17 protein-coding genes and 2 tRNA genes are annotated in these 15,360 nt (G+C 67.3%); 12 read left to right on the forward strand and 7 right to left on the reverse strand.

Annotated elements, in window-relative coordinates; all coding sequences use genetic code 11:
- Positions 1-84: 84 nt before the first annotated feature.
- The 5 genes from sucC to J0A91_RS05780 all read left to right on the forward strand — a co-directional run bounded on the left by sucC (position 85) and on the right by J0A91_RS05780 (position 4,178).
- Positions 85-1,284, forward strand: a complete 1,200-nt coding sequence (gene sucC, locus J0A91_RS05760; protein WP_069204108.1) for an ADP-forming succinate--CoA ligase subunit beta — start codon at positions 85-87, stop codon at positions 1,282-1,284.
- A gap of 121 nt (positions 1,285-1,405) precedes the next feature.
- On the forward strand, positions 1,406-2,155 hold the full coding sequence (locus tag J0A91_RS05765; protein WP_069204109.1) for an electron transfer flavoprotein subunit beta/FixA family protein: 750 nt from the start codon (positions 1,406-1,408) through the stop codon (positions 2,153-2,155).
- Positions 2,152-3,081, forward strand: coding sequence for an electron transfer flavoprotein subunit alpha/FixB family protein (locus tag J0A91_RS05770; protein WP_069204110.1), 930 nt, complete (start codon positions 2,152-2,154; stop codon positions 3,079-3,081). Before J0A91_RS05765 ends, J0A91_RS05770 begins: the two co-directional genes overlap by 4 nt.
- A gap of 133 nt (positions 3,082-3,214) precedes the next feature.
- Positions 3,215-3,892, forward strand: coding sequence for a phytanoyl-CoA dioxygenase family protein (locus J0A91_RS05775; protein ID WP_069204111.1), 678 nt, complete (start codon positions 3,215-3,217; stop codon positions 3,890-3,892).
- Positions 3,893-3,953: 61 nt separating this feature from the next.
- A complete protein-coding gene (locus J0A91_RS05780) occupies positions 3,954-4,178 on the forward strand; it encodes a DUF3072 domain-containing protein (RefSeq protein ID WP_069204112.1) in 225 nt (74 codons plus the stop codon).
- Positions 4,179-4,330: 152 nt separating this feature from the next.
- On the opposite strand, the gene infC is transcribed toward J0A91_RS05780, so the two are convergent.
- The 3 genes from infC to J0A91_RS05795 form a co-directional block, all read right to left on the reverse strand.
- Positions 4,331-4,867, reverse strand: a complete 537-nt coding sequence (infC, locus tag J0A91_RS05785) for a translation initiation factor IF-3 (RefSeq protein ID WP_069204113.1) — start codon at positions 4,865-4,867, stop codon at positions 4,331-4,333.
- A gap of 191 nt (positions 4,868-5,058) precedes the next feature.
- Positions 5,059-5,145: transfer RNA gene (locus tag J0A91_RS05790), tRNA-Leu, on the reverse strand.
- Positions 5,146-5,232: 87 nt separating this feature from the next.
- Positions 5,233-5,955: an MJ0042-type zinc finger domain-containing protein gene (locus tag J0A91_RS05795; protein ID WP_069204114.1), complete on the reverse strand. Its 723-nt coding sequence runs from the start codon at positions 5,953-5,955 to the stop codon at positions 5,233-5,235.
- 168 nt (positions 5,956-6,123) lie between these two features.
- Between J0A91_RS05795 and ftsE the strand changes: the two genes are divergently transcribed.
- The 5 genes from ftsE to J0A91_RS05820 all read left to right on the forward strand — a co-directional run bounded on the left by ftsE (position 6,124) and on the right by J0A91_RS05820 (position 10,256).
- On the forward strand, positions 6,124-6,831 hold the full coding sequence (gene ftsE, locus J0A91_RS05800; RefSeq protein WP_069204115.1) for a cell division ATP-binding protein FtsE: 708 nt from the start codon (positions 6,124-6,126) through the stop codon (positions 6,829-6,831).
- Positions 6,828-7,721 (forward strand): cell division protein FtsX, encoded by an 894-nt coding sequence (locus J0A91_RS05805; protein WP_069204116.1) that lies wholly within the window; start codon positions 6,828-6,830, stop codon positions 7,719-7,721. The genes ftsE and J0A91_RS05805 overlap by 4 nt, the downstream gene beginning before the upstream one ends.
- A 109-nt stretch (positions 7,722-7,830) precedes the next feature.
- Complete coding sequence (locus J0A91_RS05810; protein ID WP_069204117.1) at positions 7,831-8,367, forward strand: YdcF family protein; 537 nt, start codon at positions 7,831-7,833, stop codon at positions 8,365-8,367.
- Positions 8,364-9,053: a lysophospholipid acyltransferase family protein gene (locus J0A91_RS05815; RefSeq protein ID WP_069204118.1), complete on the forward strand. Its 690-nt coding sequence runs from the start codon at positions 8,364-8,366 to the stop codon at positions 9,051-9,053. Before J0A91_RS05810 ends, J0A91_RS05815 begins: the two co-directional genes overlap by 4 nt.
- Positions 9,054-9,422: 369 nt before the next feature.
- Complete coding sequence (locus J0A91_RS05820) at positions 9,423-10,256, forward strand: hypothetical protein (RefSeq protein WP_150126835.1); 834 nt, start codon at positions 9,423-9,425, stop codon at positions 10,254-10,256.
- A gap of 253 nt (positions 10,257-10,509) precedes the next feature.
- Here the strand turns inward: J0A91_RS05820 and J0A91_RS05825 are convergent, their stop codons facing one another.
- Complete coding sequence (locus J0A91_RS05825) at positions 10,510-11,190, reverse strand: RlmE family RNA methyltransferase (protein WP_069204120.1); 681 nt, start codon at positions 11,188-11,190, stop codon at positions 10,510-10,512.
- 10 nt (positions 11,191-11,200) lie between these two features.
- Positions 11,201-12,217 carry a Ppx/GppA phosphatase family protein gene (locus J0A91_RS05830; protein ID WP_069204121.1) on the reverse strand — a complete coding sequence of 339 codons (1,017 nt, stop codon included), beginning with the start codon at positions 12,215-12,217 and terminating at the stop codon, positions 11,201-11,203.
- A 182-nt stretch (positions 12,218-12,399) separates the two neighbouring features.
- Here J0A91_RS05830 and J0A91_RS05835 point away from each other — a divergent pair.
- Positions 12,400-12,473, forward strand: a tRNA-Gln gene (locus J0A91_RS05835).
- Positions 12,474-12,525: 52 nt separating this feature from the next.
- On the opposite strand, the gene J0A91_RS05840 is transcribed toward J0A91_RS05835, so the two are convergent.
- The gene (locus tag J0A91_RS05840; RefSeq protein WP_069204122.1) at positions 12,526-12,855 is read right to left on the reverse strand and encodes a hypothetical protein; all 330 of its coding nucleotides are present in this window, start codon (positions 12,853-12,855) and stop codon (positions 12,526-12,528) included.
- A gap of 90 nt (positions 12,856-12,945) precedes the next feature.
- Between J0A91_RS05840 and J0A91_RS05845 the strand changes: the two genes are divergently transcribed.
- On the forward strand, positions 12,946-13,203 hold the full coding sequence (locus tag J0A91_RS05845; RefSeq protein WP_069207077.1) for a hypothetical protein: 258 nt from the start codon (positions 12,946-12,948) through the stop codon (positions 13,201-13,203).
- Between the two features lie 89 nt (positions 13,204-13,292).
- Here J0A91_RS05845 and thrS read toward each other — a convergent pair whose 3' ends face one another.
- Positions 13,293-15,293 carry a threonine--tRNA ligase gene (gene thrS, locus J0A91_RS05850; protein ID WP_069204123.1) on the reverse strand — a complete coding sequence of 667 codons (2,001 nt, stop codon included), beginning with the start codon at positions 15,291-15,293 and terminating at the stop codon, positions 13,293-13,295.
- Positions 15,294-15,360 lie beyond the last annotated feature (67 nt).

The raw sequence follows: 15,360 nt of genomic DNA on the forward strand, positions 1-15,360 counted from the left end.
CCCGTGCTGCGCTGCGGGGGTGGATTCGCGCGGGCCGCTGTGCTTTAGGCGAGCGAACTGTCCGCAAGTCGAAAGGCGCGCTCCATGAATATTCACGAATATCAGGCCAAGGAACTGCTCGCGAAATATGGCGTGCCGGTGCCTGCGGGCTACGCGGCGATGACCGTCGAGGAAGCCGTCGAGGTTTCCAAGAAGCTGCCCGGGCCGCTCTACGTCGTGAAATCGCAGATCCACGCCGGTGGCCGCGGCAAGGGCAAGTTCAAGGAACTGCCGCCCGAGGCCAAGGGCGGCGTCCGCCTCGCCTGGAGCGAAGAGGAAGTCCGCGCGGCGGCGACCGACATGCTCGGCAACACGCTGGTGACGATCCAGACCGGCGAGCATGGCAAGCAGGTCAACCGCCTGTACGTGACCGACGGCGCCGACATCGAGAAGGAATTCTACCTCGCGCTGCTCGTCAACCGCGCGACCGGCCGAGTCTCGATGGTCGTCTCGACCGAGGGCGGCATGGACATCGAAACCGTTGCGCACGACACGCCCGAGAAGATCCACGCGATCGACATCGACGCGGCGACCGGCTTCATGCCGCATCACGGCCGTTCGGTCGCGGCGGCGCTCGGCCTGACCGGCGATCTCGCCAAGCAGGCGGCGTCAACCGCGTCGAAGCTGTATGACGCTTTCCTAGGCACCGATGCCGAGCAGATCGAGATCAATCCGCTCGCGGTCACCAAGCAGGGCCAGTTGCTCGTGCTCGACGCCAAGGTCGCCTTCGACGGCAATGCGATGTTCCGCCACAAGGATCTGATGGAACTGCGCGACGAGAGCGAGGAAGATCCCGCCGAGCTCGAAGCGTCGAAGTACGACCTTGCCTATATCAAGCTCGACGGCGACATCGGCTGCATGGTCAATGGCGCCGGCCTGGCGATGGCGACGATGGACATCATCAAGCTGAACGGCATGTTCCCCGCCAACTTCCTCGATGTCGGCGGCGGCGCCAACAAGGCGAAGGTGACGGCGGCGTTCAAGATCATCCTCGCCGATCCGAACGTGAAGGGCATCCTCGTCAACATCTTCGGCGGCATCATGAAGTGCGACATCATCGCCGAGGGCATCGTCGCCGCGGCGAAGGAAGTGAACCTGTCGGTGCCACTGGTCGTCCGCCTCGAGGGCACCAACGTCCAGCAGGGCAAGGACATCCTCGCCAATTCGGGCCTCGCGATCGTTCCGGCGAACGATCTCGGCGATGCCGCGAAAAAGATCGTCGCCGAGGTTCAGAAGGCCGCATAAGCGGTTTGCAAAGGTAGCGGTGGCCGGTTTGCAACTTTACAATTGCCAACCGGCCGCCGCATCGCGCACGGCAGTCTCGTTGAAGCGCCGTGTCGCGCAAGGAACGTGAGAGGACTGCCGCATGAAGGTGCTGGTGCCGGTCAAGCGGGTGCTTGATTACAATGTTAAGCCACGGGTGAAAGCCGACGGGACGGGGATCGACCTCGCCAACGTCAAAATGAGCATGAACCCGTTCGACGAGATCGCCGTCGAAGAGGCGATCCGCCTCAAGGAAAAGGGCGTGGTCACCGAGATCGTCGTGGTCTCGATCGGCGAACCCAAATCGCAGGACACGCTGCGCACCGCGCTGGCGATGGGTGCTGACCGTGCGATCCTCGTCACCTCCGACACCAAGGTCGAGCCGCTTGGCGTTGCCAAGCTGCTCAAGGCGATCGCCGACGAGGAGCAGCCCGGTCTGGTCATCCTCGGCAAGCAGGCGATCGACGACGACAACAACCAGACCGGCCAGATGCTCGCCGCACTGACCGGCTGGGGGCAAGGTACGTTCGCCTCGAAGGTCGAGGTCGAGGGCGATTTCGTCACCGTCACGCGCGAAGTCGATGGCGGTGCGGAGACCGAGAAGCTCAAGCTGCCGGCGATCGTGACGACCGATTTGCGCCTGAACGAGCCGCGCTACGCCTCGCTGCCCAACATCATGAAGGCGAAGTCCAAGCCGCTTGCGACCAAGACCGCCGCCGATTTCGGCGTCGATGTTTCGCCGCGTCTGACCACGCTCAAGGTGGTCGAGCCGGCCAAGCGCTCGGCCGGGATCAAGGTCGCCGATGTCGATGAACTGGTCGGCAAGCTGAAGGCGATGGGAGTCGCGAAATGAGCGTTCTGGTTTGGGTCGAACATGATGGCGCGAGCGTCAAGGACGCGACGCTGTCCACCGTCACCGCTGCGGCGAAGCTCGGTGACGTCGTGCTGCTGGTCGCCGGCAGCGGCGTGAGCGCCGCCGCCGAAGCCGCCGCAAAGATCGCCGGTGTATCGAAGGTGCTGGTCGCCGACGACGCCGCGCTCGCGCACGCGCTGGCCGAGAACGTCGCGCCGCTCGTCGTGACGCTGATGGCGGACCATGACGCGTTCCTGGTGCCCGCCACCACCAACGGCAAGAACATCGCGCCGCGCGTCGCGGCACTGCTCGATGTGATGCAGATATCCGACATCCTCAGCGTCGAGAGCGCGGATACGTTCACGCGCCCGATCTACGCCGGCAATGCAATCGCGACGGTGCAGTCGAAAGACGCCAAGAAGGTGATCTCGGTGCGTGGCACCGCGTTCGAGAAGGCGGCGACCGAGGGCGGTTCGGCGGCGATCGAGCCGGTGTCCGGCGCGGCCGATGCCGGCGTGTCGAGCTATGTCGGCAGCGAGATCGCCACGTCGGAGCGGCCCGAACTCACCTCGGCGAAGATCATCGTCTCGGGTGGGCGTGCTTTGCAGAATGGCGAGAACTTCCACGCGCTGATCGAGCCGCTCGCCGACAAGCTCGGCGCCGGCGTCGGCGCGAGCCGCGCGGCGGTCGATGCGGGCTATGTCCCCAACGACTATCAGGTCGGCCAGACCGGCAAGATCGTCGCGCCCGAAGTGTACATCGCGATCGGGATTTCCGGGGCGATCCAGCATCTCGCCGGGATGAAGGATTCGAAGACGATCATCGCGATCAACAAGGACGAAGACGCGCCGATCTTCCAGGTCGCCGACATCGGGCTGGTTGGCGATCTGTTCAAGATCGTGCCGGAGCTGACGGAGAAGCTGTAGGATCGGAGCGAAGCTCCGATCCGGTGCGCGCAAGCGAAGCAAGCGCGCAACGCTTCGACCGGCCGGCGCGGCCAAAGCCGCGACCGACGACGCGGGATTCACTCCCGCGTCGCTGGCCTGCGATCACACGATCATGCTGACCGCTGACGCCCTGACCCTCGAACCCCACGGCGCGGAACGTCTCGGCCGCGCCGCTCTCGCGATCCTCTCCGACCTGCTGGCGCTGGCCGCCACCCAACCATCAGAACGTGCCGGCACCCGCCTGCACGGCATCCCGGCGCTCACAGCCCTGCTCGCGCCCGACTCTCCGCTCGGCGCCATCGCCAATACCCGCCTCGGGCCGTTTGCTCGCCCGGTCCGCGCCATCCTGTTCGACAAGACTGCCGACACGAATTGGGCGCTCGGCTGGCATCAGGACCGCGTCATCGCCGTGCGTGAGCGGATCGAAACGCCGGGCTATGGTCCGTGGTCGGTCAAGCAGGGCATGCTCCACGTCGCACCGCCAGCCGAGTTGCTGGCGGGAATGCTGACGATTCGCGTGCATCTCGACGCGGTGCCGGCGACCAACGCGCCGTTGCTCGTCGTGCCCGGCTCGCATCGGCTGGGTCGGATCGCGGAGGATGAGATCGCGGCGATCGTCCGCGATCAGGGCAGCGTCGCGTGTCTCGCCGAGGCGGGCGACGTCTGGCTCTACGCCACGCCGATCGTGCATGCCTCGGCGGTCGCTATACGGCCGAAGCGGCGTCGGGTTTTGCAGATCGATTTTGCCGCAAGCGATTTGCCGAACGGGCTCGAATGGCTGGGCGTGTAGCCGTGGGAACCGTGCGCGCAGCCTCGCGTTGAGAACATATACCGAACAAGCGAGGCAAGCCATGACTGATCATCCGCACAATCCCAAGCTCGACGCGCATCCGGGATCGAATACGGAGAAAGACCCCGCGGATTGGGTATCGGGCGACGAACCGATGACCGGCGCGCAGGCGAGCTACCTGACCACGCTCAGCGAGGAAGCCAAGGAAGCGCCGCCGCCCGAGGATCTGACCAAGGCCGATGCCTCGAAGCGGATCGATGAACTGAAGAGTGCGCTCGGACGATAGCCTTATCCTCGCCTCTCGGGCGGGGATTACGGGCTTCGACACGCTCAGCACGAACGAGGCGGGCGATTGCAGTCGCTAATGCCGTCCCGGCAGCAAATACCGCACCGTAAACGCCCGGCGCGACTCGAGTCGCGGCCGGGCGATTCGCTGTCTTACTTCGGCGAAAGCACCATCAGCATCTGACGGCCTTCCATGCGCGGATAGGCTTCGACCTTGGCGGTCTCGGCGGCATCGGCCTGGACGCGCTGGAGGAGCTGCATGCCGAGCTGGCCGTGCGAAAGCTCGCGGCCACGGAAGCGCAGCGTCACCTTGACCTTGTCGCCCTCACCGATGAACTCGATGATCTTCTTCATCTTCGTATCATAATCATGATCGTCGATGTTCGGACGCATTTTGATCTCCTTGATCTCCTGCGTCTTCTGCGACTTGCGTGCGAGGTTGGCCTTCTTCTGCGCCTCGTACTTGAACTTGCCGACGTCGAGGAACTTCGCGACGGGCGGATCGGCGTTGGGCGACACTTCGACAAGGTCGAGCCCGACCGCCTGTGCCTGTTCGAACGCCTCGCGCGTGTACATCACACCCAGATTCTCGCCGTCCTGATCGATCACGCGGACCTTGGGCGACTGGATGAATTCATTGAAGCGCGGGCCGTTCATCGGCATCGGCGCGCCCTGCGGGCGCCGGATCATGGGAGGACGTATGGGTATTGCTCCTGAAGTTTCAGACCCGTCTATATAGGCGATTTCGCGCGCGTGCGAAAGGTGTGGCGGCAAAACCTCGCACGATTTCGGCGAACGATGCGTCCAGATTGGTGAGTTGCCCGGGGAAAGTCCTCTGCTCCGGCAGCGGGTGCCCGTGAGCACCCGCTGATCCGGGAGAGTGGTGCGGTCGAGAAGACTCGAACTTCCACGGCCTTTCGGCCACAACGACCTCAACGTTGCGCGTCTACCAGTTCCGCCACGACCGCACGTGATACACCGGGAGACCCCGGTGGCTGGCAGGCGAGCGCCACTAGCAAAGCGAATCCGGGCTGGCAATCACTAATATAGCGATTTCAGTTACGGTCCTCGCCCGAGAAGCTCAGCACCAGCTTCTTGGCGTTGACCGGCACGTCGAGCTTGGCGCTGTTGAAGCCAACCTGGCCGTGCGGCGCGAGCATCATCGCGTCGGGGCGGATCGTCCAGCTATAGACGAGCCGGCCGTGTTCGTCGCGCAGATCGGCGCGGATGTCGGGCACCTGCTGGCGTAAGTCGGTGGGGTTGAGCACGGTGCCGCTGATCGCGAAAATCTCGCTGCCATTGTCGAGATCGTGATGGTCGATCGGCTTGCTGACGATCCTGAGCGGGGTGTCGCGCGGGCTGAGCGTAAGCCCGAGTTGCGCGGCCAGCCCCGGCGCGCCCGAATAGAGCACGATGCCCGCCGCGATCAGCATCACCAGCCCGGCCGCGATCGCGGCCAGCGTCCAGCGCCGCGCGGGGTTGCGGCGCGGCTTGAACGGCGGCTGATGTGCGAACGGATCGATCCGGCCGGTGTAGCTGGCGTCCTCGTAGACGCGCGGCGCTTCGGGCGTGGTTTCGGGCTCGGGCGCGGCGGGCGCGGCTGCGACGGGTTCTGGAGCGCTTGCGGCCGGTTCGGGCGCTTCCTCCTCGGCAATCTCGACGCCGGGCTGAAACCAGCTATGCCGGCAACTCGCGCACCGCACCGTGCGTCCATCCACACCGATCGCGGTATCGGGGACGAGGTAACGGGTTCGGCAATCAGGACATTCAAGGATCATGATACGCAGTCCGAGGCAGCGGCCACCTGCAGCCCCGCCCCGAATCTAAGCATCCGGCGCGCGCGGTGGCAAGTCTTTCGAGTCGCGCGGCTTGAAGCATCGCGCCCGATCGTGCGATGGGCTTGCGTTGGGGCACGGCAAGGAAGCGAGCGGCAAGCGCCGGGATCAATGGCGAACATCGTCCAGTTCGAGAATGTCGGCCTGCGCTACGGCACGGGCACGGAGACCTTGTCCGACGTGAGCTTCACGTTGTCGAGCGGCGCCTTCTATTTCCTCACCGGCACCAGCGGCGCCGGCAAGACCTCGCTGCTCAAATTGCTGTACCTCGCGCAACGCCCGACGCGCGGCGGCATCCGGCTGTTCGGGGAGGATGCGGTGACGCTGCCGCGCGCGCGCCTGCCCGGTTTTCGCCGGCGGATCGGCGTGGTGTTTCAGGACTTCCGGCTGGTGCCGCACCTCTCCGCCTATGACAATATCGCGCTGCCGTTGCGCGTCTCCGGGGTGGCGGAGAGCGACATCGACGCGCCGGTGCGCGAGATGCTGGCGTGGGTCGGGCTCGACCAGCGCATCGACGCCAAGCCGCCGACGCTGTCGGGCGGCGAGCAGCAGCGCGTCGCGATCGCGCGCGCGGTGATCGGCCGGCCCGAGATCCTCGTCGCCGACGAGCCGACCGGCAACGTCGATCCCGACATGGCCGAGCGGCTGCTGCATCTGTTCGATTCGCTCAACCGGCTCGGCACCACCGTCGTCGTCGCGACTCACGATTTCCATCTGCTCGGGCGCATTCCCGACGCGCATATGATGCGGCTCGACAAGGGGCGGTTGCTCGATCCGACCGGATCGTTGCGCTTTCCCCCGCCCGGCGAGGCGGCATGAACATCGGCTTCATCACCGCCGCCGCCGATCGCCGGCTGCTCGACGAGCGGCGCGGCACGCGCGCGATGATGTGGATCATGGCGATCATGCTGTTCCTGACCGCGCTCGCCGCCGCCCTCGGCCTCGCCACGCTGGCGGCGACGACGTTGCTCGACCGGCAACTGGTCGGGCGGCTGACCGTGCAGATCGTCGAACCGTCCGCGCCGGCGCGCGCTGCACAGACGACCGCCGCGCTCGCCGCGTTGCGCAGCGCGCCGGGAGTGCGCGACGCGGTCGAGGTCGATCGCGACCGGCTCGCGGCGCTGTTGCGGCCGTGGCTGGGGGCGGACGGCGCCGATCCCGACCTGCCGATCCCCGCGATGATCGACGTCGATCTCGCCTCGGGCAGCGCCGCTTCGGTGGCGGCGGTTTCGGCGGCGGTGACGCGCGCCGCGCCCTCGGCGCGGGTCGACCGGCACGAGAGCTGGATGTCGCCGGTGAGCAGCTTCATGCGGCTCGTCACCTGGCTGACGGCCGGGCTGGTCGCGCTGATCGCGGGGGCGACCGCTGCGGTGGTGATCCTCGCCGCGCGCGCCAGCCTGGAGACTCACCGCGAGACGATCGAGGTGATGCACATGCTCGGATCGACCGACATGCAGATCGCGCGGCTGTTCCAGCGCCGCATCGCGCTCGACACGTTGCTGGGCGGCGCGGTCGGCACGGTGCTGGCGGTGGTGGTGACGGCGGCGATGGGCGCACGGCTCGCCACCTTGGGATCGGACCTGCTCGACGGCCTCTCGCTCGGCCAGCGCGACTGGGCGCTGCTCGCGATGCTGCCGTTCGCGTTCGCGCTGCTCGCCACGGTCGCGGCGCGCTACGCGGTGCTGGGCGCGCTGAGGAAGATCCTGTGATGGCCGTCACCTTCTCCTCTCTCGTCACCCCAGCGCAAGCTGGGGTCTCTCGCGGCACGGGCGCTCGCTATCACCAGGAGACCCCAGCTTGCGCTGGGGTGACGGAGCGATGATCCGCAAGCTCGCCGCCGCGCTGGCGCTGCTGTGGGGCGGCGGCTTCGGCGTGTTCCTGCTGGCGATGCCGGGGCCGCTCGACGACCGCCGTACCGATGCGATCGTCGTGCCGACCGGGGGCGCCGGGCGGATCGATCGCGGTCTGGCGTTGCTCCAGCGCCACGCCGCCAAGCGGCTGCTGGTGACCGGGGTCGCGCCCGAGGTACGGCCGATCGAGCTCGCGGTCGAATATCGCGTGCCCGCATCGCTGATGGCGTGCTGCGTCGATCTCGGCCACGAGGCGGTCGATACGCGCTCCAACGCCGACGAGACGTCGCAGTGGCTGCACGAGCATGGCTATCGTACGGTGCGGCTGGTGACCTCGAACTGGCACCTGCCGCGTGCGCGGCTCGAACTGGTCCATGCCACCGGCGACGACATCATCGTCTATGGCGACGGCGTGGCGAGCAAGCCGCGCTTCCTGACGCTGCTCGCCGAATACAACAAGCTGATCGTGCGGTGGGTGGCGCTGACGCTGGGAGTGGGCGCGTGATCGGTTTGCGGAATCTGGCGTTCGCCATCGTGTTCTACGGCGGATCGGTGCCGTTCGTGCTGATGTCGCCGGTGGCGGCGCTGTTCGGGCAGGGCGCGTTGCTCGGCTTCGCGCGCGGCTGGATCGGGTTCCATCGCTGGGCGGCGCGCGCGCTGCTCGGCATCGAGACGCGCGTCGAGGGCGATCCCCACCTCGCCACGCCCGCGCTGTACGCCGCCAAGCACCAGTCGATGTACGAGACGCTCGAACTCAGCCGAATCCTCAACCGCCCGGCGATCGTGATGAAGCAGGAACTCGCCGACATCCCGGTGTGGGGCTGGGCGGCGCGGCGCTACGGCGTGATCGTGGTCGATCGCGAGGCATCGGCGGGCGCGCTCAGGCGGATGCTGCGCGAGGCGAAGGTGGCGCTCGACGCTGGCCGCTCGATCGTGATCTTCCCCGAAGGCACCCGCGTCGCGCCGGGCGAGCAGCCGCCGCTCAAGGCTGGGTTCGCCGGCCTATACCAGATGCTCAAGCTGCCGGTGGTGCCGGTCGCACTCGACAGCGGGGTCGTGTGGCCTCGGCATGGCCCGAAGCGCCCCGGCGTGGTGACGATCCGCTTCGGCGAAGCGATCCCGCCGGGCCTGCCGCGCAAGGAGGCCGAGGCGCTGGTGCATGCGGCGATCAATGCGCTGGAAAGGGCCTGAGCGCTTGGCGGAAGATGGCTAAGGTTGTCCATCGGAAGCGCGGTGCGGGGCGTGTCACTTTTGGGGCGAACGGGCAGGCGGGCGCGCCCGTTGCGCGTGGCGAAACGGAGCGGGCTTGGGTGGCGCTGACGGTTTCAAAGAGCGTGCGCGGGATTATGCCATTGGCCCCGCATGTAGGACAGGTTCAACGGTAGTATTGGCGAATGGCGAACGGGAATTAGATGCCATTCCCTCATGGTGATAGGACGGCACGACGACTCGCAATATGCCTGCCCACGGTTACGAGTCGCCAACGCCCTTGCCGGCCGTTCTTGCCGCGTTCATCCGGCACGGACTAGGCGCGCGGCGACGGAACATATGGGCGAGACGATGACATTGCGTGCGATCCTTGGCCGGGGCGTGCTGGCCGGATGGGTTCTGGGCATGGCCGGCTGCGCCACGCCGCCGGTGAAGCCACCGCCGGTTGTCGCGACGGTGCCGCCACCCCCTCCGCAGATGCCGGCGGGTGGCTATATCGGCATGAAGATTCCGCACAAACTGGCGGACGGCACGTACGTCACGCCCAACATCGCCAACACCGATCAGGCCGCAGTGTGGCATCTGCGCAATGCCCTGAATGTCGCTGCGCTCGGTTGCGATCACGCGGGCGGCGGAATCGTCGAACCTTATAACGCATGGCTCACGACGCATGCCGCCGTGCTCGATCATTACCTTCAGGCCTATCGTCACGAATGGCAAGCCACCGGCTGGTGGGACTGGGAGCGGGTTTACGACAACAACCAGACGCGGATCTACAATTTCTACAGTCAGCCGACGATGCGGGCGGCCTTTTGCGCGGTGGCGCGCGGGGAGATCGCGCAGGTCGGTCAGGTTGCGGATGCCGATCTGCCAGCCTTCGCCCGGAAGGCCCTGCTGCGGCTCGACAAGCCGTTCGTCGATTTCTACGCGGCTTTCGACGCCTGGCGCGATTATTATGAGCCGGCCCCGCCGCCGGTTGTAAGAACCATCGATACCCCCATCGCAGTGGCAACGCCGGCTCCGGTCGCGACGCTGGACGGCAATGCCCCGGTTACGCTCGGCACCATGCCGCTCTCGGCGCCCACGCCTGGCGATACCCCGGTCGCAAGTGCCACTCCGTCACCTCAGGCGACCGGCTCCGCGCCGCTCGCGGGTGTCGTCCCGCCGGCAGCGACGGCCCCCTAGCGCAGATCGCCCTTCAGCGAAGGTCCCGCTGAGATTCCGCTGAACCGTCCCGGGGTCGCCGGCGGCCTTTGGATGTGAGGCAGCCTGACATATCCATAGTGCCCGTGATGCCAAAGGAGCGACACCGGCGAAACGCAATGACGGTGGCGCTGGCCCAAATGCCCCTCCCACCGCGCGGCGCAATCCCCGTCGCCCTCACCCTTCCGCCGACTGCGTCGGCTCCCTCCCTCTCCCGCTGGGAGAGGGAGGGAGCCTACTCCGTCTCCGCCGTCACCCGCCCCTTGAAGCCTTGCGCCACCACATACCATTCGGACGATCCCTTGCGGCTCGCCGGGGGCTTGGCGTGTTTGACGCTGGTGAAGTTGCGCTTCAGCTCCGCGACCAGCGCCGAATCGGCGCCGCCCGCGAACACCTTGCCGATGAAGCCGCCGCCGGGTTCGAGCACATCGACCGCGAAGGCCACCGCCGCCTCGACCAGCGCCATCGTGCGCAGCGCGTCGGTCTGCGGGTGGCCGACGGTGTTGGCGGCCATGTCCGACAGGACGAGATCGGGCGCGCCGCCCAGTTCCGCGATCAGCCGGTCGGGCGCGGCATCGTCCATGAAATCCATTTGCAGCAGGATGACGCCGTCGATCGGATCGACCGGCAGCAGATCGATGCCGACCACGCTCGCCTTGGGGGTCTGCCGCCGCACCACCTGCGCCCAGCCGCCCGGCGCGACGCCGAGATCGACGACGCGGCGCACGCCTTTCAGGAAACCGAACCGCTCGTCGAGTTCGCTCAGCTTGTACGCGGCGCGGCTGCGAAAGCCTTCCGCCTTGGCGCGCTTCACATACGGATCGTTGAGCTGGCGTTCGAGCCAGCGCGTCGATTGCGCGGTGCGCTTGCGCGCGGTTTTGACGCGGGTACGCAGGCCGCCGCCATCGCGGCTCATCGGAAGTGGCTCAAAAGACTGGTCCGTTCATGAGGCGGCGGAGGATGCCTTCGCGGATGCCGCGATCGGCCACGCCGAGTCGCTCCGCAGGCCAGAGGTCGAGGATGGTTTCGAGGATTGCGCAGCCCGCCACGACCAGATCGGCACGTTCGTTGCCGATGCACGGCAGTTGCGCGCGCTCGGCGAGGCTCATCCGCGAGAGGTCGCGGCTGATCCTGCGCATCGACGCGGCGGGCACGATCAGCCCGTCGACCGCGGCGCGGTCATAATGCGAGAGTTCGAGATGGACGCTGGCGAGCGTCGTCACCGTGCCGCTGGTGCCGAGCAGCCGGGGCCGATCGACGCGGGGCAGGCGGCGCGCGAAGCCGGCGAAGCTCTCCGCCACCGCCGCGCGCATCCGCGCATAGGCGGCGAGGCGGCCGTCGGCACCATCCCCGTGGCCGAGGCTCTCGGTCAGCGAGACGACGCCCCACGGCGCGCTGTGCCAATCGAGCACCACCGGGTTGGGGCCGCGCGTATCGACCAGCACGAGTTCGGTCGAGCCGCCGCCGATATCGAACACCAGCGCCGGCCCGTCGCCGGGTTCGATCAGCGCATGGCAGCCGAGCACGGCCAGCCGCGCCTCCTCCTCGGCGGTGATGATGTCGAGGTGGATGCCGGTTTCGGCATAGGCGCGCGCGATGAAATCGGCGCCGTTGGCGGCACGCCGGCACGCCTCCGTCGCGACCGCGCGCGACAGCGTCACGTTGCGGCGGCGCAATTTGTCCGAACAGATCCGCAGCGCGGCGACGGTACGCTCGATCGCGGCGTCGCTGAGCCGCCCCGACGAGGCGAGCCCTTCGCCGAGCCGCACGATTCGCGAAAACGCATCGATCACCGCGAAACCGGTGCCCTGCGGCCGCACGATCAGCAGCCGGCAATTGTTGGTGCCGAGATCGAGCGCGGCATAATGGCGCGTCCCGGGCCATTGCGAACGCGCCTCCTTCGGAGCCGGACGGGCGGGAGACTGCTCCCGCCGATGCGGCATTCTGGGCGACTGATCCCCCATGCCGTCAACTCACTCTCTAACCATCTGCCGTTGCGACGTGCCGGAATGGCCCGCGCCCGGTGCTTGGATGGCACGCTACCGCAGGCAGGCGGATGCGGCAAGCCGGTGACGCGATCGGTTGACAGCCCCGCGCGTGCCACCTAAGGGGCCAGTCCGCGCGTTGCCCCGTCGTCTAAAGGTAAGACTACGGACTCTGACTCCGTTAATTGAGGTTCGAATCCTCACGGGGCATCCAGCGGCCTTCCGAACCATAGCATTCGCCGCCGTTCGGCGATCCGCCCCGGCGGTTACAGCGTCCAGTCATCCCGTTCGTCGTGCGAGTGTCTCGGCTCCGGCCGGGTCGCATCCTCTTCCGCCGCAAGCGCGGGGTGCTCGGCGAAATCGCCGTTGAGCGCTTCGTCGATCATCGCGCGCCAGACATCGGTCGCGACCTCGGCATGGATCGCCGGCTCGTCGCCGGGCACGAGTTCGGCGCCAGCCTCGGCCATGCCCGCGCCGGGCTCGCGCATGGCGTTCAGGAGCGCCACCGCCGCATCGCGCGTGGCCTCGGGACGTCCCGTTGCCGAGGAGAGCTCTTGAAGCGTGCGCGTGACGCGCTGAAGCATGGTTTCGGTCATGTCGGCGGTTTAGCATGGGCGCGGGTGGCGCCAAACAGGGTGATCGAAAAAGAGATCCTCACGCGCCGCCGGCCGGCGTATTCCAGCGTCATGGCAAAGAAGCGCTACCTCACCGCGACGATGCCCGACGGCTATGTGAAGACGATCGGGCCGACGGCAACGCCGTTCACGCATTATTGGCGAATCGTCGCCGAGCTCGAAAACGGCCGGACCGAGGTGTTCTGGGGGCACGCCAAGTCGCTCCGGGAAGCGACCGGCAAGCGCGCGGCGACCAGGGAGGCCGCCGCGCAGCGCGGCTGGCGCAGCTATCGGTTCGAGATCGCCGAGCTGACCGAGACGACGGGCTGACTCCCGTCGCTCCGTTCGTGCCGAAAGCACATGCCCGGAGCGTCACGCTTGTGGCACGCCCTTCGAACGGAGCTGTAATCGGCCTCGGATCAGCGCAGGTCGGGCGGGGTCGCCTCCGCCGTCAGCCGGGCGATCACGTCGTCGAGCCTCAGCACCTCCTGCCGCGCGCCTTCTCCGAGCGGGCGTAGCGCGACCGTACCTTCTTCGGCCTCGCGCTTGCCGACCACCAAGAGGTTGGGCACCTTCGCGAGGCTGTGTTCGCGCACCTTGTAGTTGATCTTCTCGTTGCGCAGATCGGTCTCGACGCGAAGCCCCGCGGCCTTGAGCTTGCGCGCGACCTCGGTCGCATAGCCGTCCGCGTCCGACACGATCGTCGCCACCACCGCCTGCACCGGCGCGAGCCAGAGCGGGAAGCGGCCGGCGTGGTGTTCGATGAGGATGCCGATGAAGCGCTCGAACGTGCCGAGGATCGCGCGGTGGAGCATCACCGGGCGATGGCGCTCGCCGTCGTCACCGACATAGCTCGCGTCGAGCCGTTCGGGCAGCACGCGGTCCGACTGGATCGTGCCGACCTGCCAGGTCCGCCCAATCGCGTCGGTGAGGTGGAATTCGAGCTTGGGGGCGTAGAACGCGCCTTCGCCGGGCAGTTCCTCGAACTTCGCCTTGATCGCATGGCTCAGGTCCGATTGCAGCACCGCCTCGCGCAGTTCCTGCTCGGCCTTGTCCCACATCGCATCGTCGCCGAAGCGCTTGTCGGGGCGAAGCGCGAGCTTGACCGCATAATCCTCGAAGCCGAGATCGCGGTACACGCTGTCGAGCAGCTCGCAGAAGCTGCGCACCTCGGCGATCAACTGGTCCTCGCGCACGAAGATATGCGCGTCGTCCTGGGTGAACTGGCGAACGCGCATGATGCCGTGGAGCGCGCCGTGCGGCTCGTTGCGGTGGCAGCAGCCGAATTCGGCCATTCGGATCGGCAGGTCGCGGTAGGATTTGATGCCCTGGCGGAAGATCAGCACGTGCGCCGGGCAGTTCATCGGCTTCAACGCCATCAGATCGGCCTTGCCCGACAGGATCGGGCCTTCCTCCTCGGCGTTGGGGATTTCGTCGGGCACCACGAACATGTTCTCGCGGTACTTGCCCCAATGGCCCGACTGCTCCCACTGGCGCGCGTCCATCAACTGCGGCGTCTTGACCTCGGCATAGCCGGCGGCGTCGAGCCGGCGGCGCATGTACGCCTCGAGCGCACGCCACAGCACGAAGCCCTTGGGATGCCAGAACACCGAGCCCTGCGCCTCGCTCTGGAGGTGGAACAGGTCCATGTCCTGGCCGATGCGGCGGTGGTCGCGCTTGGCGGCTTCCTCCAGCCGCGTGAGATGCTCGGCAAGCTGCTTCTTGTTGAGCCAGCCGGTGCCGTAGATGCGGCTCAGCATCGCGTTGTTCTGGTCGCCGCGCCAGTATGCGCCCGAGACGCGAGTCAGCTTGAACGCGTCGGGATCGAGCTTGCCCGTCGAGGCGAGGTGGGGGCCGCGGCACATGTCGAGCCAGTCGCCGCCCGACCAATAGACCGTCAGCGGCTCGTCACCCGGGAGTTCGGCGGCCCATTCGGCCTTGAACGTCTCGCCCTGTTCGCGCCAGCGCGCGATCAGCGCCTCGCGCTCCCACACTTCGCGCTTCAGAGGCTTGTCGGCGCGGATGATGGCGCGCATCGCCTCTTCGATGGCGGGCAGGTCTTCTTCGGTGAAGGGGCGGTCTTTCGGCGCGAAATCGTAATAGAAGCCGTCGTCGGTGGACGGGCCGAAGGTGATCTGCGTGCCGGGGAAGAGCTGCTGCACGGCTTCGGCGAGGATGTGCGCGTAATCGTGGCGCGCCAGTTCGAGCGCGTCGGCCTCGTCGCGCGTCGTCACCAGCGCGAGCTGCGAATCCTGCTCGAACGGGCGCGTGATGTCGCGCAGCTCGCCGTCGACGCGCGCGCCGATCGCGGCCTTGGCGAGACCCGGCCCGATCGCCGCGGCGATGTCCGCCGGGGTGGTCCCCGGGGCTACCTCACGGACGGAACCGTCGGGCAGCGTGATGCGGAACATATCGGACATGCAGGGTTCGCTTGGTCTAGGGACAGGAAGGCGCCGCTTATGCGGGCTTGGGCTATATAGGCAAGGT

Origin of the sequence: Sphingomonas panacis (assembly GCF_001717955.1) — a bacterium.
Classification (GTDB): Bacteria; Pseudomonadota; Alphaproteobacteria; order Sphingomonadales; family Sphingomonadaceae; genus Sphingomonas; species Sphingomonas panacis.